Source organism: Sorangium sp. So ce128 (assembly GCF_051525245.1).
GTDB classification, from domain to species: Bacteria; Myxococcota_A; Polyangia; order Polyangiales; family Polyangiaceae; genus Sorangium; species Sorangium cellulosum_B.
The window spans coordinates 9,719,746-9,739,368 of the sequence record NZ_CP150313.1 but is presented as its reverse complement, the minus strand read 5'-3'; the positions used below and the strand labels follow the sequence as shown (position 1 = coordinate 9,739,368).

Here is a 19,623-nt window from a genome sequence, read left to right as displayed (position 1 = left end):
GCGCCTCCGCGCTTCCAGGAGGGTTCATGGCCGTCGCTGACTCGCACTCCGCTCGCCCCCAGAAGACCGATCACCTGCCCGAGGCCGTCGAACGGCGCGTGGCGGACGCCCTCGCCGCGCTGTCGCTCGAGCAGAAGGTCCGCCTCCTCACGGGCGCCGACTTCTGGAGCACGCACCCCGAGCCCGCGATCGGCCTGCGCCGCATGGTCGTCTCGGATGGCCCGGTCGGCGTGCGCGGCGAGCGCTGGGACGAGCGCGACCCCTCGGTGTGCCTCCCTTCCTCCACCGCCCTCGCGGCCACATGGGACGAGGCCTTGCTGGAGCGCGTCGGCGCCGCGCTGGCGTCGGAGGCGCGGCGCAAGGGCGTCGACGTCGTCCTGGGGCCGACCGTCAACCTGCACCGCAGCCCGCTCGGCGGCAGGCACTTCGAGTGCTTCTCGGAAGATCCCCTGCTGACCGGCCGGATCGGCGCCGCCTACGTCCGAGGGCTGCAGGCCCACGGCGTCGGCGCCACGCCCAAGCACTACGTCGCCAACGACTCGGAGACCGAGCGGTTCACGGTCGACGTCCGGGTCGATGAGCGCACGCTGCGCGAGCTCTACCTCGCGCCCTTCGAGCGGATGATCACCGGCGCGGGCGCGTGGCTCGTGATGGCCTCGTACAACGCCGTCAACGGGGTGACCCTGACGGAGAGCGCGCTGCTCGCGTCGCCGCTCGAGGACGAGTGGGGCTTCGACGGCGTCGTGGTCTCCGACTGGACCGCGACCCGCTCCACCGAGGCCGCGGCGCGCGCGGCGCTGGACCTCGCCATGCCGGGCCCGGGAGGGCCCTGGGGCGCGGCGCTCGTCGCCGCCGTCCGCCGCGGCGCGGTGCCCGAGAAGGCCATCGACGACAAGGTCCGCCGCCTGCTGCGCCTCGCCGCCCGGGTCGGCGCCCTCGAGGGCGTCGCGCCGGCCGCGCCCGCCCCGGCCCCGCTCTCCAGCGCCGCGGCCGGGACGCTCGCACGCGAGGCCGCCGCGGCCGGCATGGTGCTCGTGCGCAACCAGGGCGACGCGCTCCCGCTCGACGCGACCAGCCTGCGGCGCATCGCCGTGATCGGCCCGAGCGCCGCGGCGGGGCGGATCCAGGGCGGCGGCAGCGCCAGCGTCCACCCGCACTACGCGGTCTCGCCCCTGGACGGGCTGCGCGCCGCGCTCGGCCGGCGCGCCGAGGTGCTCCACGCCGTCGGCACCCGCATCCACGAAGGGCTCGTGCCGGTGGCCGGGGACCAGGTCGTCGACCCCGTGAGCCGCCAGCACGGCGTCCACGTGCGGCTCCTCGACGCGAAGGGCGGCGTCCTGCACGAGGAGCACCGCGACGTCGGGCGCCTCACGTTCATCGGGGATCAGCGCGCGAACGAGGCCGCGACGATCGAGGTGACGGCGCGGTTCCGCGCCGCCGAGGCCGGGCTCTACCGGATCGGCGTGGCCGGCGTGGGCGTCTACCGCCTCACCGCCGGCGGGCAGGTCCTCTTCGACGAGGCGGTCTTGCCGGACAAGGACGACATCGCCGCGGCCCTGCTCGCCCCGCCGCAGCGGGCGGCCGAGCTGTCCCTGGCCGCCGGCCAGGAGATCGATCTCGCCCTGACGCACACCGTCCCCGTGGGCACGCTCGCGGTGGCGTTCTCCCTGGGCGCCGAGGTTCCGGCGCTGTCCGACGAGGAGGAGCTGGCGCGCGCCGTGGAGCTCGCGCGCTCCGCCGACGTCGCGATCGTGGTCGTCGGCACCACCGAGGCGATCGAGAGCGAGGGCTTCGACCGGAGCACGCTCGTGCTCCCCGGCCGCCAGGACGAGCTGATCAGCGCCGTCGCGGCCGTGAGCCCCCGGACGATCGTGCTGGTGAACTCCGGCGGGCCGGTGACCACGCCGTGGCGCGACGAGGTGGCCGCGGTGCTCCTCACGTGGTTCCCGGGCCAGGAGTTCGGCACCGCCGTCGCCGACGTGCTGCTCGGCGCTGTGGAGCCCGGCGGCCGCCTGCCCACGACCTGGCCCGCGCGCGCGGAGGACGTGCCCGTGCTCTCGACGAAGCCCGAGAACGGCAAGCTGGTCTATGCCGAGGGCCTGCACATCGGGTACCGGGCCTGGGCGCGCGCAGGCGTCACCCCGGCCTACCCGTTCGGGCACGGCCTGGGCTACACGCGGTGGGAGATCCTCGACGTGGAAGCGCCGAACGCCGTCGCCGGCGCGGCGGTCGAGGCGCGGGTGCGCGTGCGCAACGTCGGCACGCGCCGCGGGCGCCACGTGGTCCAGCTCTACCTGTCGCGGCCGGACTCGGAGATCGAGCGCCCCGCGCTCTGGCTGGCCGGCTTCGCGTCCGTCGAGGCCGAGCCCGATCAGACGGTCGACGTCGCCGTCACCCTCGAGCCGCGGGCCTTCGCGCACTGGGCGGCAGGCCGATGGCAGGTGGAGCCCGGCGTGTACACGCTGCATGCGGGACACTCGGCCGCCGTCCTGACGAGACAGACCGCGGTGCGCCTGCACGATTGAGAGCGCAGCTGCGCGGCCCCGGGCGCTGCGCGCGCTCGCTGGGATCGATCCGACGATCCCCGGATCGAATCGATGAGGCCGGGAGCGAGGCGTTGCCGAGCATCATGGCGGGCGCCTCGCTCCTCCGCGCAATGCCTTGGTGCAATTTGCCCCAGCGTGACCGATGCGCGCGGCCGATTCCCGGCCGGAAAGGGGAATCCGTGCTCGTCTTGTCGTCTCGTCCCGAGGGCGCGCGGGCGAGCGTCGAGCTCGCCGGACGCTGCGCGCGCGGCAGGACGTGGGCTGGGGGTTCGCGCAGGCGCCCGCGGAGGTGAGGAGACGGCTCCTGGTTCGCCGCTTGCTTTCCAGGAGGGCGACCCATGATGGACGAGCACCATGTCCCCGGCCAGAGCGGATGGCTCGCGCTCGCCGGGAGAGGCGATGAGAGCACGGGCGGCGTCTCGTCGAGCGTCCGTGGATCGCCGCAGAGGGAGCGCGCCGTGGGCGAGATCCTCGCGGGCAAGTACCAGATCGTGGGCCGGCTGGGCGCGGGGGGCATGGGCACGGTGTGGCGTGCGCGCAGCCTTTGGCTCGACGTCGACGTGGCGATCAAGGTGCTCCACGAGGAGCAGCTCGACGGCCACGCCGCCGAGCGGTTGCTCCGGGAGGCGCGCGCGACGGCGAAGCTCGGCCATCCGGCGATCGTGCGCGTGTTCGATTTCGGCGAGACCGACGCGGGCGAGCCGTTCCTGGTGATGGAGCTGCTCGAGGGCACGCCGCTCTCGAGCTGGCTGGAGGCGAGGGGCCGGGTGCCGGCGGAGCAGGCGGTCCAGATGCTCTTGCCGGTCGCGTGTGCGCTCGCGACGGCCCACGCGCAGCGCATCGTCCATCGCGACATCAAGCCTGCCAACATCCTCATCGTGCCCGACGGCGCGGGCGGCCACGTCCCGAAGGTCGTCGACTTCGGCATCGCCAAGCTCGCCAACGCGGCGAGCCCTGCGATCACGCAGCGAGGGATGATCGTCGGCAGCCCCGAGTACATGTCGCCCGAGCAGGCCGACGGCCAGCTGGACGTCGGGGAGCAGACCGACGTCTGGGCGTTCAGCGTGGTGATGTACGAGCTGATCACCGGGCGGCGGCCTTTCAGCGGGGAGACGCTGAGCGCGGTGATCGTGGCGATCTTCAGCAAGGAGCCGGCGCCGACGACGGAGCTCGGCGCCGGCGACGAGGCGCTGTGGGCGATCCTCCAGCGCGGGCTGGCCAAATCGCCGGCCGATCGATGGCCCAGCATGCGCGCGCTCGGCCGCGCGCTTGCCGCCTGGGCGGTCGAGCGCGGGGTGACGGCGGACGTGGCGGGCACGTCGCTCGCGCACCAGTGGCTCGCGCGAGGGGCCGAGCCGCCGCTCGCGGCGGAGAAGGCGGCTCCGATCGCCGCGCCTGCGGGCGCGGCCTCCGGGGCGGAGGTGGCGGCGCAGCGCCCGGCCGGCGCGCGGGAGGCGCCGGGCGCGCTGCCGACGCCGGCGGCCACGCCCGTCGCGCGTCGGGGCGGCACCATCAAGATGGCCGAGGCATGGCGCGGAGCTCGGCTCGGGCTCACGGCCTCGCCGTGGCTCCCGAAGGCGCTCGTGGCCGGGGTCCTCGCCTTCGCCGCGCCTCTGGTGGTCGTCCTGGGGCTGAGCGCGCGGGGTGGGAGCGCGAGCGCGGGCACCGCTCGGCCGGCGGTCATGGCGGCTGCTCCTGCCGTCGCGCTGGGCGCGTCGGAAGCGCTGCGGGGGACGGCGTCCGCTGCGTCCTCCATCGGCGTCGCGCCCCCCGATGCCGGCGCGCGACGCGCGGCTGCTTCCGAGATGGCCGTGAGGGGTGCGGCGGCGGACAGCGCGCCTGCCGAGCGGGACGAGCAGAGCGATCCGTGGGAGGAGCCGAGCGATCCATGGGCTGAGCTCTTGCCGGCGCCTGCGGAGCCGCGCGCTCAGGGGGCCGAGCCGGCCGGCCAACGGATCGCGCCGCGCGCTCAGGTGTCCGAGCCGCGCGCTCAGCGAGCTGCGTCGCCGCGTCCGCGGCCTGTCTCCACGTCCATGCCGCTGCCGGCGGCGCCCGACTTCTGAGGTGGTCATGCGCACTCCCGGGGTGAAGCACCGCTCCCTTCGTGGTTCTGGCGATCTGATGCTCCTCCTGGTCACGCTCGCTGCAGCGGCGCTCGGGCCGGGAGGCTGCTCCGCTCTGATCAGCGAGGAGCTGTCCGACAAGGCCGACGAAACAGAGGGCGCTGGAGGGATCGAGGACCAGGTCGGCGACGGGCGTGGCGGGGGCGATCTCATCGGGAGCAGCGGCGCGAGCACGAGCAGGACCACCGTGGGCAGCGGTGGCGACGAGAGCGCGACAAGCAGCGGGAGCGGCGCTGGAGCGAGCAGCGGGAGCGGCGCTGGAGCGAGCAGCGGGAGCGGCGCTGGAGCGAGCAGCGGGAGCGGCGCTGGAGCGAGCAGCGGGAGCGGCCCTGGCCCGAGCAGCGGGAGCGGCGCTGGCCCGAGCAGCGGGAGCGGCGCTGGCCCGAGCAGCGGGAGCGGCCCTGACCCCAGCAGCGGGAGCGGCGCTGGCCCGAGCAGCGGGAGCGGCCCTGACCCCAGCAGCGGGAGCGGCGCTGGCCCGAGCAGCGGGAGCGGTCCTGGCGCGAGCGTCGGTGGAGGCGAGGGCAGCGGAAGCGGCGCTGGTGCGAGCGATGGGAGCGGCGCTGGCGCTAGCGGTGGTAGCGGTCCTGGCGCGAGCGTCGGCGGAGGCGAGGGCAGCGGAAGCGGTGCTGGTGGGAGCGGCGCGGGAGGCGACGGCAGCGGAAGCGGCGCTGGCGGGAGCGGCGCGGGAGGCGACGGCAGCGGAGGCGGCGCTGGCGGGAGCGGCGCGGGAGGCGACGGCAGCGGAGGCGGCGCTGGCGGGAGCGGCGCGGGAGGCGAGGGCGCGAGCAGCTGGAGCGGCGCGGGAGGCGCTGCAGCGAGCAGCGGCGCAGACACCGAGACGACCTGCAATGGCCATTACGCCGATTGCGACGGGGACGTGGCGCATCATTGCGAGACCAACTTGTGGAACAACGACGCTCATTGCGGCGCCTGTGGCAACCGATGCCCCGCTGGTACGAAGTGCCGGCGAGGAGACTGCTCATGAGCGCGCGCCCCGCACCGCGCTCCGCGCGCCTCGGCGTCGCGCTCGCCGCGGCCTTGCTCATGGCCGCAGCCACGCTTCCCGCGTCGGCGCAGGGCGCGGGCGATGTGGAGTCCGCGCGCGTGCTTTTCGTCCAGGGGGCCAAGCTGGCGAAGCAGGGGCGCTGGGAGGAGGCGCGCGCGCTGTATGCCCGATCGCTCCAGATCAAGGCGGCTCCCCTCACGCGCTACAGCCTCGGCGTCGCGCAGAAGGAGACCGGGCACCTCGTCGAGGCGCTCGCCAGCTTTCGCGCATTCCTGGTCGAGCCGCCGACGCCGACGACCTCTCCCTACGTCGGCCCGGCGCGCGAGGCGGTCGCAGCGCTCGAGGGGCGCATCGGCCGAGCGACGATCGCCGTCAGGCCCGCCGAGATCGGCGGGCTGACGCTGGCCATGGACGGGAGGCCGCTGAGCGCGGCTCCTGGGCAGGTCATCGAGCTGGACCCGGGCGCTCACGAGATCGCGGCGAGCGCTCCGGGGTTCCGCGCCGCGGTCGCCCGGTTCAGCGTCGGCGCGGGCAGCTCGGTCGAGGTCCCGATCGCCCTGGCGCGAGCCACGGCCGAGACGAGGCAAGCCTCGGCTGCCGGGGGCGCTCTGCCTCCCGTGGCCGGCGCTGCCGATGCATCATCGAGCCGGACGCTCCCGCTCGTCGTCCTGGGCGCGGGCGGCGCGCTCTTCGCCGGCGGAGCCATCCTCGGGCTCTCGGGCCTGAAACAGGCAGGCGATGCGCGCTCGAGCACGGGCGCGGACGCGGGCGCCGCGCGGGCCAAGGGGATCGCCGGCGACGTCCTCGGCGTCGCCGGCGTCGCGACCGTGGGCGTCGGGCTCTACCTGCTGCTGAAGGAGCGCGCGCCGAGCACGACCAAGGCGGGCTCCGTGACGCCGTGGCTGAGCGCGTCCGGCGCGGGCATCGAGGTGCGGCTCTGACGCCGCGCGGCCCGCGCTGAACCCACCGCCGGCGGCGAGCGCTCGACGACAGGACGCGGGGCAAAGACGCAAACGAGAGGCGGTGAGGGGTATTCCCGGCGGAAGCGCGGACATGGTACTGCGCGCCCATGCGCTCGCTCGTGACGGTGCTGTCCCTGGCCGCGCTCCTGGCCGCGGGCGCATCCGCCTCGGCCAACGGCGACGGGACCAGCTCGCCGCCCCCTGCGGCCGCGCCCGCGGCGAGCGCTCCTTCCGCAGCAGCACCCGCGGCGAGCGCGCCCCCTGCGGCCGCGCCCGCGGCGAGCGCGGCCGCATCCCCGCAGGACCCGGCGGCGGCGCGCTGGTGTGCGCCCGAGCTCGCGTCGCTGCCCGGTGAGGTGTGCGCCTTCCTGCCGGCCAGGCCGGCGCCTGGCCCGCGGGTGCTCGTGATCTTCCTGCACGGCGTCGTCCAGCCCGATTCCGGGTGGCAGTGGGCGCAGCAGCGGGGCGCGGCGCGGGCCGGCGCCCGGCACGGGGCCGCCGTGATGATGCCGCGCGGCCGGCGGGGGATCGGTCCAAAGACGATGGAAGACTGGTGGTGCTGGCCCACCGCCTCCGCCGCGCAGACGGCTCACGAGGACGCCCTGCTCGCCGAGTGGGACGCGGCGCGCGCGGAGCTCGAGCGGCGCGCGGGCGCGCGCTTCGAGCGGGTGCTCGTGTTCGGCTTCTCGAACGGCGCGTACTACGCGACGTCGCTGGCGATGCGCGGGCGACTGCCGGTCGACGGCTACGCGGCGTTCGCAGGTGGATCGGGCGCGCGCTACCTGCAGCGGGCAGGCGCGCAGACGAAGCTGCGCGCGCCGGTGTTCGTCGGCTGGGGCGGGAAGGACCCGGCGCACAAGGACCAGGTGGCGCTCGCGAAGATGCTCCGCGGGCTGAAGTGGCCATCGAGGTCGCTCGGCAAGCCGCGCGCTGGGCACGCGATGACCGACGAGCAGGTCGACGAGGCGTTCGCGTTCCTGAGCGGCCGGCGAGGCGGCGACAAGGCGCCCGGCAGAGGGCGAGGAGCGCGAACGCGATGAAGGACGCGCTGACGACCGCGCTCTCCCCCGATTTCCTCGAGCGCGAGGCGGCCCGCCTGGGCGCGCTGCTCGCGGATCACGTGCGCAGGGCGCAGCGCCGGGAAGGGCCGGTGCTGGTGCAGCGATCGATCGAGGAGATCCTCGCCGCGCTCGACTTCGATCGCACGGTCGCGCACGGCGGCGCGGATCTCGGCGCCCTCGTCGCCACCGTCCTCGACAACAGCAACCGGCTGCACCACCCCCGCTACTTCGGCCACCAGGTGGCCGTGCCGATGCTGTCGTCGTCGCTCGCCGACCTCGTGCACGGCGTCCTGAACAACGGCATGGCCGTCTATGAAATGGGGCCTGCCGGGACCGCGATCGAGCGCGGGCTCCTCCGCTGGATGCGGGGCAAGATCGGCTGGGGCGCCGAGGGCGACGGCGTCATCACCCACGGCGGGAGCCTGGGCAACCTGAGCGCGCTGCTCGCGTGCAGGGAGCGCGTCGCCTCGGGGAGCTTCAAGGCGGGCGTCCCGCCCGGCCTCGTCCTGCTCGCCTCGGAGGCGGCGCATTATTCGGTCGCGCGCGCCGCCGCCATCATGGGCCTCGGCGTCGATGCCGTCGTGAAGGTCGCCGTGGACGACGCGCTGCGGATCGTCCCGCGGGCGCTCTCGCGGGCGTACGAGGAGGTGAAGCGGGCGGGCAAGCGTGTGCTCGCCGTGGTGGCCAACGCGGGCGCGACGCCGAACGGGGCCTTCGACCCGCTGCGGGAGATCGGCGCCTTCTGCCGGCGGGAGGGGCTCTGGCTCCACGTCGACGGCGCCCACGGCGCGGCGGCGCGCTTCACCGAGCGCTACCGGGACCTGCTCGACGGCGTCGAGCTCGCCGACTCGCTGGTCTGCGACATGCACAAGATGCTCGGCACATCGACGCTGGCCTGCGCGGTCCTCGTCAGGGATCCCGCCGCGCTCGCCGGCACCTACGAGCAGTACGCGCCGTACCTGCACGGCGACGACGAGCGGCAGGGCGTCGATCTGTCCAAGCTCACGTTCGAGTGCACGAAGGCGCAGCTGTCGCTCAAGCTGTTCTTCAACCTCGCCCTCGTCGGCGAGGCAGGCCTGTCCGCGCACGTCGAGCGCCTCTTCGACGCCGCCCGGCGCTTCCACGGCCTCCTCGCGCGCCTGCCGGCGTTCGAGTGCTTCGGCGCCCCGCAGGCCAACATCCTCTGCTTCCGGATCGGCCGCGACTCGGCGACGCAGGATCGCGTCCGGCGGCAGATCGTGGAGGAGGGGAGCTTCTACATCACGCGAACCGCGCTGCGCGGCGAGTCGTGGCTGCGCCTCGTCATCATGAACCCGCACACGACGGACGGGGACATCGAGGCGCTCGCGGCGCGCATCGAGGCGCTCGTCGTCGAGCGCGCGCCGCCGCCCTGACGAACACGCGCCGGGCCGGGTCCGCGGGCGGACGCGAGGCGGTCAGCCGCCGCCTCTGGACCTGGTCGCCGCGGCTGACGGGGGCGCCGGAGCGTCGCCGGCCGGCACCTGGAGCATCGCATAGTTGATCGTGGTCTCGTTGCGGAGCACGGTGAGCACCACCATGTCGCCGGGCACGCGGGCGCGCAGGTAGCCCTCGAGGCCTGCCAGCGAGTGGACCGGCCGCCCGTCGACCGCGAGGATGACGTCGCCCGGCTCCAGGAGCGGGGACGTGAAGCTGCGGATATCCATGCTCGCGATCCTCGCGCCCTCCCCCGTGGTCGGCTGGATGGTGAGCAGCCAGGGCGCCGGGACGGAGGTGGCTGTCGGCGCGCGGCTCGACCGGTTATCGCGTTTCTCTGGCCTTGCGGTCACCGCCGGGCTCGCCGGCGCGCCGGCGCGTTGCTGCGTGTCCTCGGCGCGCTGCTGCGAGGCCTCGGCGCGCTGCTGCGAGGCCTCGACGCGCGGGCAGTCGCCGCGGCACGCGCTGACCGCCAGCGGGACGAGCGGCGTGAGCACCCCTGAGAGGCGTCGAGCCCACCCGTACGCGCCGCGCGCACGGAGGGGCTGATCCCGCTGTTGACTGCCATGCATGGCCCCGGCGTCCTCCGCGTGTCCTCTGCGCGTTCGCCACGCGTCCTAACGCGTGCTCACGTCGCTCATGTAGAGAGCTGCAAGATCCCAACCACCGATTCCCTGCCGCTGTCCGGGCCGTTGTTCGGCGCGCGGCGAACACCGGGGCGAGGCGGGCGCGGAGAGCGTTCTTCTCTCTCTCGCTGCGCCCTCGCAGTTCCGTCTCTCGTGAGCCCGAGCGGCGTCCTCGCGCCTTGAAATCACCGGAAAGCAGGGAGGGTGTCCGTCCCTCGGCGCGCCGTGCTCACGGGCCGGCGGGCCGTGGCGCCGCGCCGAAGTGCGCGGGGAACACCCGCTCGAGGAACTCGTTGCGCAGGAGCCCGTCGGGATCGACGAGCCGCTTCAGGCGGACGAACTCCGGGAGCGCGTGCGCGTACATCGCCCGGAGGTGCTCCGCTGTCGCGTGGACGTTCTTCACCAGGTAGACGCGGCCGCCGAGCTCGAGCGCGCGCGCGCTGAGCTCGCTGAGGCGGAGGCCGATCCGGTGGGCGCTCTCTTCCTCCGAGGCCTCGAACGCGAGCGTCACCGCGAACCCGTCGGTCCCGTGGTTCGCCGAGAGGAGGAACTGGTCGCCCTGGATGTGGAGCACGTCGAGCAGGAGCGGCGGTATGCCGTCTCGGGTAGCGATCTCATCCACCTTGCCCAGGAAATCGACGAGCCGGCGCAGGCTGTCCTCCTGGGCGCCCGGGTCGTAGGGGATCATGAACGCTTGCTGCACCGTGAGCATGGGCATCCCGAGGGTCTGCGCGATGCGCTTCGCGCGGACGTTGCCGTCCATGAAGAACAGGTAGCCCATGAGCTCATCGACGTACGGGCGTGAGACATCGAAGAGGAAGCGGTCGATGAGCGTCCAGAGGCCCCGGCTCACCACGGAGGCGCGCATCAGCCACTCGATCGGGACGCGGAGCACGTGCCGGGGGCGATGGATCAGCAGCGGGCGGAGCTCGTGCGAGGTCCCCGGGACGTACCGCGACCGGAGGACCATGCTCCTGCTCCCCTCCAGGGTGTGGAAGGCGATGGAGAAGAGCGCCTCCGGGATCCACCCGTCCTCGTCTGCGGTGCCGCCCTCGGCGTGCAGGAGCTGCTCCGCGCGTGGGAGGAGCGCCGTCGCGAGCTCCTCGAGCGAGGCGCAGCGCGTCGCCTGGGTGACGACCCGGATCGGCGTCCCTGCCGGGGCGACGCGCGCGACGCGGTAGGTGACATCGATCACCGCGCCGAGGTAGCCGAGCCCGCCGATCACCGCGTGGAACAGCGCGCTCGTCGCCTCATCGCGGCTGAGGGAGAGCAGCTGTCCGTCGAGGGAGAGGAGGGAGAGCCGCTCGACGTAGTGTCCCTCTTTGCTGGCGATGCCCGAGAAGCGCGAGAGACAGTCCCCCGAGACCGTGCCTCCCGCGGTGGCGTGGCTCGTCGATACGACCGTGTAGGGCACGAAGCCGCGGACGGCGAGCGCGCGGGCGATGGCTCCCCAGGTCGCGCCGGCGCCCACGGTCATCCGCGCTCCTTGCGTGTCGATCTCGATGGATCGGAAGTGGTGCATCGAGATCACGATGTCGTCGTTCAGCGCCTGGCCATCGAACGACTGGCCTCCGGCGCGGAACGTGATCCTGCGCCCTGTCCGCCTCGCCATGCGGAACAGCACCCTCAGCTCCTCGACCGACGCCGGGAAGTACACGTCTCCGCACGATCGGTGCAGCCCGCTGTAGCCCTGGAGCGAGCAGAGCGGTCTCCGTCGGATCTCGTCGAGCCGTGGCGTAAGAATCTCGCCCGTCGTCCTGGCCCAATCGAGAGCGGCGCGCATCCCACCAGCTTCGCTCGTGGCGGCTCGGCGGGCCAAATTAGCCGCTGTCTTCGCGTGCCCCCGGGGCCCAGGCGTTAACCGAGCTCGTTCGGTCACGCTCAGGGCACGAAGCCCTCTTTCACCCCACCATCGATCAGCAACGTTCACGTGAACGTTTACGTGAACGTCCACGTAAACGTTCGGATGTAGGAGAGCGCGGCGCGAAGCTTGGTTAACGCGTGGGAGGCCCCCGGGGAGGGGGCTCGTCGCGCGGGGGCGGGGACGGGCAGGTGTCTGAGTGTCGCTCTAAAAGCCGCGGAGCTCGACGTGGATGTTGCGTCGATGCGCGGACTGCTGGAACCGCCGGATCAGCTCCGCGACGTCGTGGTCGATGTACGACACCCCCTGGGCGTCCACGACCACGTGGGTGTCGCTCGGCAGCCGCTCGAGCAGCGCGACGAGGTTGCCCTGGGTGAAGAAGTAGGCCGCCTTGTTGAACCGGATGGTCACGCGAGCCCCCTCGTGGATCACGTCGAAGACGCGGGACATATGGGTCCTCAGCACGAAGAGGACGCCGACCGCGAGGCCGATGGCGATGCCCTTCAGGAGATCGGTCAGCACGATGGCCACGATCGTCACCACGAACGGGATGAAGTGGTTCCAGCCGAGCTGGCGCATCTCGGCGAAGATCTTCGGCTTGGCCAGCTTGTAGCCGGTCGCGAGCAGGATCGTCGCGAGGCACGCGAGCGGGATGCGCGAGAGCAGCCCCGCCGCGAAGACCACCGCGAGCAGCAGGAGCGCGCCGTGCGCGAAGGCGGAGACCCGCGTCCGCGCGCCGGCGTTCGTGTTGGCGCTGCTGCGGACGATGACCGACGTGACAGGGAGACCGCCGGCGAACCCGGAGAGCATGTTGGCGAGGCCCTGCGCGACGAGCTCCCGGTTCGGCGGCGACTTGCGGTGCCACGGATCGATCCGATCCACGGCCTCCAGGTTGAGCAGCGTCTCGAGGCTGGCCACGATCGCGAGCGTCACGCCCAGCACCCACACCTCGGGCCGCAGGATCGCCGACCAGTCGGGGAGCTGGAGCGCGCTGACCAGGTCGCCCGTGGGCAGCGTCACGAGGTGCTTCTGCTCGAGGGCGAGCGACGGGATCGCCGTCTTGAACAGCTCGTTGCCGAGCGTCGCGACGAGCACGGCGACGAGGGGCGCGGGAAGCCAGGAGATCTTCGCGAGGCGCGACTTCTCCCACCCGACCAGGATGGCGAGGCAGACGGCGCTGAGGAGGAACGCGCCCCACTCGATGGCCTGCGCCGCCTGGCCGATCATCGTGAAGGTGTTGCCGCCGTCGGCCTTGAACGACTCGGAGGCGAAGTTGTCCTTGTCGAAGCCGACGGCGTGGGGGAGCTGCTTCAGGATGAGCAGGACGCCGATGGCCGCGAGCATCCCCTTGATGACCGAGGAGGGGAAGAAATGGCTGATCGCGCCGGCCCTCAGCACGCCGAGCCCGAGCTGAAGGACGCCGCCGATCACCACGGCCATCGCGAAGGCCTGGAAGCTCTGAAGGCTGGTGATGCCCGCCAGCACGATGGCGGCGAGCCCCGCCGCCGGGCCGCTCACGCTGAGCTGAGCGCGGCTCACGAGCGGGATGACGAGCCCGCCCACGATGCCGGCCACGATGCCGGAGAGGAGCGGGGCCCCCGACGCGAGCGCGATGCCCAGGCAGAGCGGCAGGGCGACGAGGAAGACGACGAGGCCGGCGGGGATGTCGTACTTGAGGTTCGCGGTGAGGCGCGGGTCGAGCGGCGGCGCGCTCTCCGCGGGCGGCGACTCCCGGCGCGCACCCGGGCTCTCGGAACTAAGCGTCACGGCGCCGGCGGGATTCACCCCCGCGCCTGCATGGATGGGATTCGGAAGCTGCATCGGACGGGCCCTCTCGATTCGGGTTAAGACGTGGATCGGCGACGAACAGGCGCTCAGATGGCGCGCCGGTAGACCGTCGACTCCGGCAGCGCCGACGGGGGCACCGCGTCACCGATCGGCCCGAACTGGCCGGTCGAAGCCTCGAATTGAAAGACCTGTCCGGTCTCGATCTTGAAGACCCAGGCGTAGAGAGAGAGATCGCCGCGCGCGAGCCGCGCGCGGATCGTCGGGTGCGTCCGGAGGTTCTCGATCTGGGCGAGCACGTTCTCCTCCACCGTGATCGTCAGCCGATCCTCCCCCTCGATGTGCGGGTAGTTCTCCTGCACCAGGCGGCGCGTCAGCTCCGCGTGCTGGAGCCACCCCTTGACCGCCGGCAGCTCGTCGAGGCCCCCGGGATCGAGCAGCCCGCGCATCGCGCCGCAGTGCGTGTGGCCGCAGACGATGATGTGCTTGATCCCGAGGTGCGCGACCGCGAACTCGATCGCGGCGGACTCGCTGCCGTTGCTGGCGCCGTACGGCGGCACGATGTTGCCGACGTTGCGCACGATGAAGATGTCGCCTGGCTGGGTCTGCGTGATGAGGTTCGGGTTGATGCGGCTGTCCGAGCACGTGATGAACAGCGCCTCGGGCCGCTGACCCCTTGCCAGGCTGCGAAAGAGGTCTTGATGTGTACCGCACACCTCGGCATGGAACTTGTGCAACCCGTCAGCGAGCTTCTGCATGGAATAAACCCTCTCGTTGACCGCGCCGATACGGCGCGGCGATCGTCGTGAACACCTCCGATTCCAGCGACTCCGAGCCGGACCGCGAGCGGACTCAGCCACGGAGCTAGCCTGTCAGTTCAGGAAGCGTGGTGGAGGACGACGGAGGGGAGGGCGGGGGACGGGGGATGGGACGCGGACAGGCCGCAGATCGGCGACGAGAACGGCGCGCGGCCGCGTCGCGCCGGCGCGCGGCGCCGGTCGCGAGGCGACCGAACGATGCGCCCCGTCGCGGAGCGGCGGCTGCAAGGCCTCGAGGCCCCCCGCGTCGTTCTCGCTGGCCCCGGTACGAAACGATCCCGAAACATCGGAGTTGCCGGCTTCGATGATGCTGATATTCGCCCGTCCCAGCGCAGCCGGGGCGAGGATCAGCATGAAGAGCAGCGCGATCCGAGGGAAAAATGACCGGAGAGCCAGCATCGTTCGAGGAGTGAGAGGCTATCGGCCCCGGGAACCAGGGAAGCGCCCTGTCTATTCCCTAACCTGGCAGCGGTCTCGGTTCGTCGCAAGACACAACGAGGTGCAGACCGTGTGTGGCAGAATGTCCCGATCTGGGACGGACGTCTCGCGCCTGAGCCAGCACGGCGCCACGTCCAAATACCCGTACCAGCGACAGAATTCAACCCGCAGCCAATGCCGTCACGATGGCGTCGCGAAGGCCGCACATCTCGTGCTCACCCGCATATTTATAACGAGGCCAGAAGAAGCCCTTGAGACCGTCCCTCCGACGGCGCGGGACCACGTGGATGTGCACGTGGGGGACGCTCTGACTGACGCGGTTGTTGATGGCGACGAAGAAGCCATCCGCTGAGCACGCGGACTCGACGGCGCGCGCGAGGCGCTGCGCGGTCGCGAAGAGCGGACCGACGAGCGACGCCGGAACGTCGGTGAGCACCTCGTGATGGGCGCGCGGGATGAGCAGGCAGTGGCCGGGGAAGAGCGGGCGGTGATCCAGGAACGCCATGACCTCCGGCTCGTCGAGCACGACGTGGGCCGGCGTTTCGCCCCGGGCGATGCTGCAGAACATGCAGGGGCGGGGCGGCATGGCTGGCCTCGCGCTCTTCGATGCCGCGCCACCTGCCTCGCGTCAATGCCGGGTCCATGCCGGGGGCGCGGGCAGCGGAGCGCGTCCGCGGTCACGCTGGGAGCGCGCGACCGCGGTCACACAGGGCGGGTGCGGCTGCGCAGGGGGCGCGCGATCAGTGGCTCGCGAGGATGTCGTCGATCGAGCCGTAGGGGGCAGGCTCCCGCGTCCAGTAGTCGAGGAGAAGGCCGCCGGCCGTCATCCACGCTCGGTCGAAGCGGCCGTCCTGCGACGTGACGCGCACGACGTGGTCGCCGCCGTGGAAGGCCCAGTGGCGGCCCGTGTGGTCGAAGTGGTCGATGAGCGCGCCCTGCCGCGTCTTGACGTGGAGCGCGTCGGAGGGATCGTCCCACGAGGTGTCGATGATGAGCTCGTAGACCTGCCAGATGTTGCCGGACGGGAGCGCTCCCCAGTCCACCTGGACCCCGGAGTCGTTCGGGAGCCCGAAGACGAAGCAGCGGGGCATGCGCCGCGCCGCGTGCCAGAGATCGCCGTTGCGGCTCGGCTCGTGGTGGAGCGTGATCAGCGTGTCGCGCGCGAGGCCGAACGCGTCGTTGTCGCCGGGGCTGTCCCACACCCGGCGGAAGAGGTGCTGGCAGAGCTGGTCGGCCCCGGCGGAGAACCCGACGGTGAGCAGGCCCCGCTGCCGGCGCTCGTGCAGGAGGCGCCCGAACTTGCCGGGCTCTCCGTCGAACATCGCGCCGAGCTGCTTGTAGCGCCAGAGCCCTGTCGTGCTGTAGCCGCCGCCGAGGATCACCACCTCGGACGACGCGAGGTAGTGCCAGAGGACGTCGACGTCCTCCCTGCGCAGGTTGCTGCTCCAGTAGAACGGCACGTGCTCGAGGCCGAAGCGCTCGTAGAACCGGAAGAACCAGCTGAAGTTGCCGTACGCGAACTCCTGCCGCTCGCGCTCGTTGCCGTCGCGGGGCGCCTCGGACATCGGCAGGAACAGGATGCGCTTGTTGTCCCGCCCCGAGAGCGCCCGCTGCGCGATGTAGTGGTCGTGGATGAAGTTGCAGCGGTTATGGGAGCTGTAGAGCAGCGCGGTTCCTCTCATGAGGGCGCGCATCTGAGCCGCTCGCCGCGCCGCGCGTCAAGGGGCCGCTCTCGGCGGGCGGGCTCGGCGCGCCGGCGGCGAGGCGCGGCGCTGGTCGCCCTCGGCCGCTCGTTGGTAGACCGCGCACCGCGCGTCAGCCGCGCCGCACCTGCTGCATCTTGCGAGGGATGGCGCCCGAGCGCATCAGCATCTCGAACGCTTCCTTCTCGAGCATCGGATGGACGCCGCGCGGCGGGACGCCCATGGGGCTCTTCTTCTTCGTGACGAAGCCGCTCAGGTACTGCGGGTTGAGCGCGCTCAGGCTCCGCAGCGTGGTCTTCATCTGCTTCGTGTTGTTCGCCCACGCATAGGCGAACGCGCGCGAGCGGAGCAGCTGCGGCTTGAGCTCGGCGAACGCCTCGTCGTTCGGATCGAAGGTCTCGAGCAGCTCGACCGCCTTCCCGGCCTGGCCGGTCCGGGCCCACGCCTCGCCGACGATGGCGGCCATCATGGCGCGGATCCTCGGCTCCTTGTGGCGGGTCATGTCGATCTTATCGACGAGCGCCCGCGCCTCGTCCGTCTCGCTCAGGATGAGGTGGATCATGCCGCGCTGGGCGCGCGCCTCGTCGGCCATCGGGGCCATCACCTTGTCGAGGTTGATGGTCTCCAGCGTCCGGAGCGCGGTCCGCGGGTCCTCCTGCATCTGGAGCTGCGCCTTCGCGAAGGTCGCGGCCGTGTCGTCCTTCTTGAACTCCGTGTCGAGCTTGGCGATCGCGTCCTTGCGGGCCTCGGCGGAGTCGGCTGTCTGCACGATCTGCGCGACGGCGCGCGTCCGGGTCGCGAAGCGCAGCGCCCACACGATGACGCCGCCGACGATGACCGTCAGGACGCCGGCGACCGCCTTCGGCCAGACCCCCGGGATGGCCAGGGCGATGGCCCAGACGATGAGCGCCGGGATGCCGACGCGGATGGCGAGCGAGCGTGGGTTCAGCTGGGAGAGCGGGTCGGCGGGGGGCTTTCCGCTGCTGCGGAGGGCGGCGACGGCCTGCTCGCGCTGCTGCTTGGGGCTCTGCTTCTTCGGGGTGGGTTTGCCGGGGGTCTTCATCGAGGTCGTGGAGCTGATTTCCTGCGCGGGGCGCGGGGTCTCATAGCCGGCTTGCGGGGGAGCGGCCAGCGGAGGCGGACGGACGGGCTGATCGGCCCCGGGGCGGGGCTCGGGCGATGGAGGGCTAGCTCGCGGCCGTGTCGGGGTCGTTGCCGCGGGCGCTGGGCTCGCCCTCGGGCTCCGGCGCGGGGACGGGCGTGGAGGCCGGGCGGGCGGATTCGAAGCCGCGCAGCGGCGGGAGCGGCTCGATCGTGGGGGCGATGATCGGGACGCCGCGCTGCGGCGGGATCGTGGCCGTCGGATCGGCGAGGCCCAGCGTCGACTCGCGGAAGTGGAGGAAGATCGTCTGCGCGAGCGAGAGGCAGGGCACCGCGAAGAGCGCGCCGGTGATCTGGAAGAAGTGCTCGCCGACGAGCAGCGCGAGCACCACGAGGACCGGGTGGATCTTCGCCGCGTCGCCGATGATCTTCGGGTTCAGGAAGTTCGCCTCGAGCTGGTGGATGCCCACGATCCACGCGAGCACGCCGACCGCCGTGCCGAACGACTGCGTGAGGCCGATGAGGACGGCGGGGATCGAGCTCAGGATCGAGCCGAAGATCGGGATGAGCGACATCACCGCCGCGAGGACGGAGAGGATCGGCCAGTACTTGAGGTCGAAGAGCCAGAAGCCGATCGCGGAGAGGACGCCGTTGACGAGGCAGATCAGGAGCTGCCCGCGGACGACGCCGGAGAGCCCGCGGTCGAGCCGGCGCAGGAACCGATCGAACGAGTCGCGCGAGGTCGGGTGCCAGAGATCGCGGAAGAAGCGCAGGATCTTCTCGTGCGTCAGGATGATGTAGCCGGCGAGCATCAACGTCATGAAGAGGTTGAAGATGCCGCGCGAGATGGCCGTCGCGATGGCCTGCCCGATCCGGAGGACCGCGAGCGAGTTCTCCTTCAGGTAGGTGGCCCCCTTCTCGTAGCCCTCCTGGAGCATGTTCGCGCTGGAGAGCCCGCGGTGCCTCGGGCGCGCCTGCGTGATCTGCCAGACGCCGTCGCGCGTCTCGCGGACCTCGACGTCGTCGGCGATCTGCACGTCGAACGAGCCGTCCGACCCGGGCAAGATGCGGATCGGCGGGCGCTCGACGCCCTCTTCTCCGCCAGGGGCGGCGATGGCGTCAGGCGGATGCGCGGCCTGATCGGGCTCCTGGGCGGGCGCGATCGCCGGCGGCGGCGCCTCGGGCTCGCGGCCCGACCAGCGGTTGAGCCGCGCGTCGAGCGCGGGCAGGTACTCCTCGCGCAGGCGCGCGGCGAGGCGCGGGGCCTCGGCGGTGAGCGCCTTCCCCTCGGCGATGAGGCGCGGGACGCTGAGGGCGAAGAAGCCCGCGATCCCGGAGAGCACGAGCGCGTAGACGACGAGGATCGCCGCCCACCGCGGGACGCGCGCGCGCTCGAGCCGGAGGACCGCCGGCGTGAGCACGTAAGCGACCACGAGCGCGAGCACGAACGGGAGCAGCACCGCGTGGGAGACGATGAGCAGCGCCGCCGTGAGGACGGCGCTGACCGTCAGGAACACGGTGCGCTGCGAGGGGCCTTCGCTCACAGCGCCTCGCCGCGCGCGGCCCGGCCGTGGGTGCCCTCGTCGACGAGCGGCGCAGGGAGGTCGGCGAAGAAGCCGAGCAGGTGGTCACGCGTCGCCTCGAGCGCCTGCGGGACGACGCGGACGTCGGCGAGCACCGGCATGAAGTTGGTGTCGCCTGGCCAGCGCGGGACGATGTGGACGTGCAGGTGCTCGGCGATGCCGGCGCCCGCCGCGGTGCCAAGGTTGATCCCGACGTTCATGCCCTCGCACTTGAGCGCGGCGCGCAGGCGGGTCGTCGACTCGCGCACGAGGCGGAAGAGGGCCTCGTGATCGGCCGGATCGAGCGCGTCGAGCGAGGCGACGTGCGCGTGCGGGACGATGAGGAGGTGGCCCGACGCGAACGGGTAGCGGTTGAGCATGACGAACGCACGGCGGGTCGTCGCCACGACCAGCCGGTCGCGCTGTTCTTGCTCGGATGCGCGGGGGATGCCGCAGAAGATGCAGTCGGCCTGGCCCTTCGGCGCAAGGATGTACTCGATGCGCCAGGGCGCCCACAGGGGGTTACCCATGTCGCGGAGACGCTAGCACGGCGGCAACGCGCGCGGGACCACC

General features: G+C 72.5%; 15 protein-coding genes. 6 read left to right on the top strand and 9 right to left on the bottom strand.

Annotated features, from left to right (window positions below; translation table 11 throughout):
• Window positions 1-26 precede the first annotated feature (26 nt).
• From WME82_RS36980 to WME82_RS36955, 6 genes are all read left to right on the top strand, one after another.
• Window positions 27-2,525 carry a beta-glucosidase gene (locus WME82_RS36980; RefSeq protein ID WP_438039165.1) on the top strand — a complete coding sequence of 833 codons (2,499 nt, stop codon included), beginning with the start codon at window positions 27-29 and terminating at the stop codon, window positions 2,523-2,525.
• A 359-nt stretch (window positions 2,526-2,884) separates the two neighbouring features.
• Window positions 2,885-4,609 (top strand): protein kinase domain-containing protein, encoded by a 1,725-nt coding sequence (locus tag WME82_RS36975; RefSeq protein ID WP_438039164.1) that lies wholly within the window; start codon window positions 2,885-2,887, stop codon window positions 4,607-4,609.
• A gap of 7 nt (window positions 4,610-4,616) precedes the next feature.
• On the top strand, window positions 4,617-5,657 hold the full coding sequence (locus WME82_RS36970) for a hypothetical protein (protein ID WP_438039163.1): 1,041 nt from the start codon (window positions 4,617-4,619) through the stop codon (window positions 5,655-5,657).
• Window positions 5,654-6,619 (top strand): hypothetical protein, encoded by a 966-nt coding sequence (locus WME82_RS36965; protein WP_438039162.1) that lies wholly within the window; start codon window positions 5,654-5,656, stop codon window positions 6,617-6,619. Before WME82_RS36970 ends, WME82_RS36965 begins: the two co-directional genes overlap by 4 nt.
• Window positions 6,620-6,747: 128 nt before the next feature.
• Window positions 6,748-7,680 carry an alpha/beta hydrolase gene (locus tag WME82_RS36960; protein WP_438039161.1) on the top strand — a complete coding sequence of 311 codons (933 nt, stop codon included), beginning with the start codon at window positions 6,748-6,750 and terminating at the stop codon, window positions 7,678-7,680.
• A complete protein-coding gene (locus WME82_RS36955) occupies window positions 7,677-9,095 on the top strand; it encodes a pyridoxal phosphate-dependent decarboxylase family protein (RefSeq protein WP_438039160.1) in 1,419 nt (472 codons plus the stop codon). Before WME82_RS36960 ends, WME82_RS36955 begins: the two co-directional genes overlap by 4 nt.
• A gap of 42 nt (window positions 9,096-9,137) precedes the next feature.
• On the opposite strand, the gene WME82_RS36950 is transcribed toward WME82_RS36955, so the two are convergent.
• The 9 genes from WME82_RS36950 to WME82_RS36910 all read right to left on the bottom strand — a co-directional run bounded on the left by WME82_RS36950 (window position 9,138) and on the right by WME82_RS36910 (window position 19,580).
• Entirely contained in the window at window positions 9,138-9,728 is a 591-nt protein-coding gene (locus WME82_RS36950; RefSeq protein ID WP_438039159.1) for a PDZ domain-containing protein, read from the bottom strand.
• A 283-nt stretch (window positions 9,729-10,011) separates the two neighbouring features.
• A complete protein-coding gene (locus WME82_RS36945; protein ID WP_437852472.1) occupies window positions 10,012-11,565 on the bottom strand; it encodes an FAD-binding oxidoreductase in 1,554 nt (517 codons plus the stop codon).
• Window positions 11,566-11,850: 285 nt separating this feature from the next.
• The gene (locus WME82_RS36940) at window positions 11,851-13,410 is read right to left on the bottom strand and encodes a SulP family inorganic anion transporter (RefSeq protein ID WP_438039158.1); all 1,560 of its coding nucleotides are present in this window, start codon (window positions 13,408-13,410) and stop codon (window positions 11,851-11,853) included.
• Window positions 13,411-13,517: 107 nt separating this feature from the next.
• Window positions 13,518-14,186 carry a carbonic anhydrase gene (locus WME82_RS36935; protein ID WP_438039157.1) on the bottom strand — a complete coding sequence of 223 codons (669 nt, stop codon included), beginning with the start codon at window positions 14,184-14,186 and terminating at the stop codon, window positions 13,518-13,520.
• A gap of 658 nt (window positions 14,187-14,844) precedes the next feature.
• A complete protein-coding gene (locus tag WME82_RS36930) occupies window positions 14,845-15,270 on the bottom strand; it encodes an HIT family protein (protein ID WP_438039156.1) in 426 nt (141 codons plus the stop codon).
• 154 nt (window positions 15,271-15,424) lie between these two features.
• A complete protein-coding gene (locus WME82_RS36925; RefSeq protein WP_438039155.1) occupies window positions 15,425-16,366 on the bottom strand; it encodes a hypothetical protein in 942 nt (313 codons plus the stop codon).
• A gap of 133 nt (window positions 16,367-16,499) precedes the next feature.
• A complete protein-coding gene (locus tag WME82_RS36920) occupies window positions 16,500-17,450 on the bottom strand; it encodes a hypothetical protein (RefSeq protein ID WP_438039154.1) in 951 nt (316 codons plus the stop codon).
• Between the two features lie 124 nt (window positions 17,451-17,574).
• Complete coding sequence (locus WME82_RS36915) at window positions 17,575-19,032, bottom strand: AI-2E family transporter (RefSeq protein ID WP_438039153.1); 1,458 nt, start codon at window positions 19,030-19,032, stop codon at window positions 17,575-17,577.
• Complete coding sequence (locus WME82_RS36910) at window positions 19,029-19,580, bottom strand: HIT family protein (RefSeq protein ID WP_437741188.1); 552 nt, start codon at window positions 19,578-19,580, stop codon at window positions 19,029-19,031. Before WME82_RS36910 ends, WME82_RS36915 begins: the two co-directional genes overlap by 4 nt.
• Window positions 19,581-19,623: the final 43 nt, after the last annotated feature.

Bases quoted from the DNA above. Each gene is read 5' to 3' on its own strand.
- WME82_RS36960 (WP_438039161.1), top strand. From the start codon at position 6,748: ATGCGCTCGCTCGTGACGGTGCTGTCCCTGGCCGCGCTCCTGGCCGCG.
- WME82_RS36970 (WP_438039163.1), top strand. From the start codon at position 4,617: ATGCGCACTCCCGGGGTGAAGCACCGCTCCCTTCGTGGTTCTGGCGAT.
- WME82_RS36975 (WP_438039164.1), top strand. From the start codon at position 2,885: ATGATGGACGAGCACCATGTCCCCGGCCAGAGCGGATGGCTCGCGCTC.
- WME82_RS36965 (WP_438039162.1), top strand. From the start codon at position 5,654: ATGAGCGCGCGCCCCGCACCGCGCTCCGCGCGCCTCGGCGTCGCGCTC.
- WME82_RS36930 (WP_438039156.1), bottom strand. From the start codon at position 15,270: ATGCCGCCCCGCCCCTGCATGTTCTGCAGCATCGCCCGGGGCGAAACG.
- WME82_RS36925 (WP_438039155.1), bottom strand. From the start codon at position 16,366: ATGAGAGGAACCGCGCTGCTCTACAGCTCCCATAACCGCTGCAACTTC.
- WME82_RS36955 (WP_438039160.1), top strand. From the start codon at position 7,677: ATGAAGGACGCGCTGACGACCGCGCTCTCCCCCGATTTCCTCGAGCGC.
- WME82_RS36950 (WP_438039159.1), bottom strand. From the start codon at position 9,728: ATGCATGGCAGTCAACAGCGGGATCAGCCCCTCCGTGCGCGCGGCGCG.
- WME82_RS36935 (WP_438039157.1), bottom strand. From the start codon at position 14,186: ATGCAGAAGCTCGCTGACGGGTTGCACAAGTTCCATGCCGAGGTGTGC.
- WME82_RS36920 (WP_438039154.1), bottom strand. From the start codon at position 17,450: ATGAAGACCCCCGGCAAACCCACCCCGAAGAAGCAGAGCCCCAAGCAG.
- WME82_RS36980 (WP_438039165.1), top strand. From the start codon at position 27: ATGGCCGTCGCTGACTCGCACTCCGCTCGCCCCCAGAAGACCGATCAC.
- WME82_RS36945 (WP_437852472.1), bottom strand. From the start codon at position 11,565: ATGCGCGCCGCTCTCGATTGGGCCAGGACGACGGGCGAGATTCTTACG.
- WME82_RS36910 (WP_437741188.1), bottom strand. From the start codon at position 19,580: ATGGGTAACCCCCTGTGGGCGCCCTGGCGCATCGAGTACATCCTTGCG.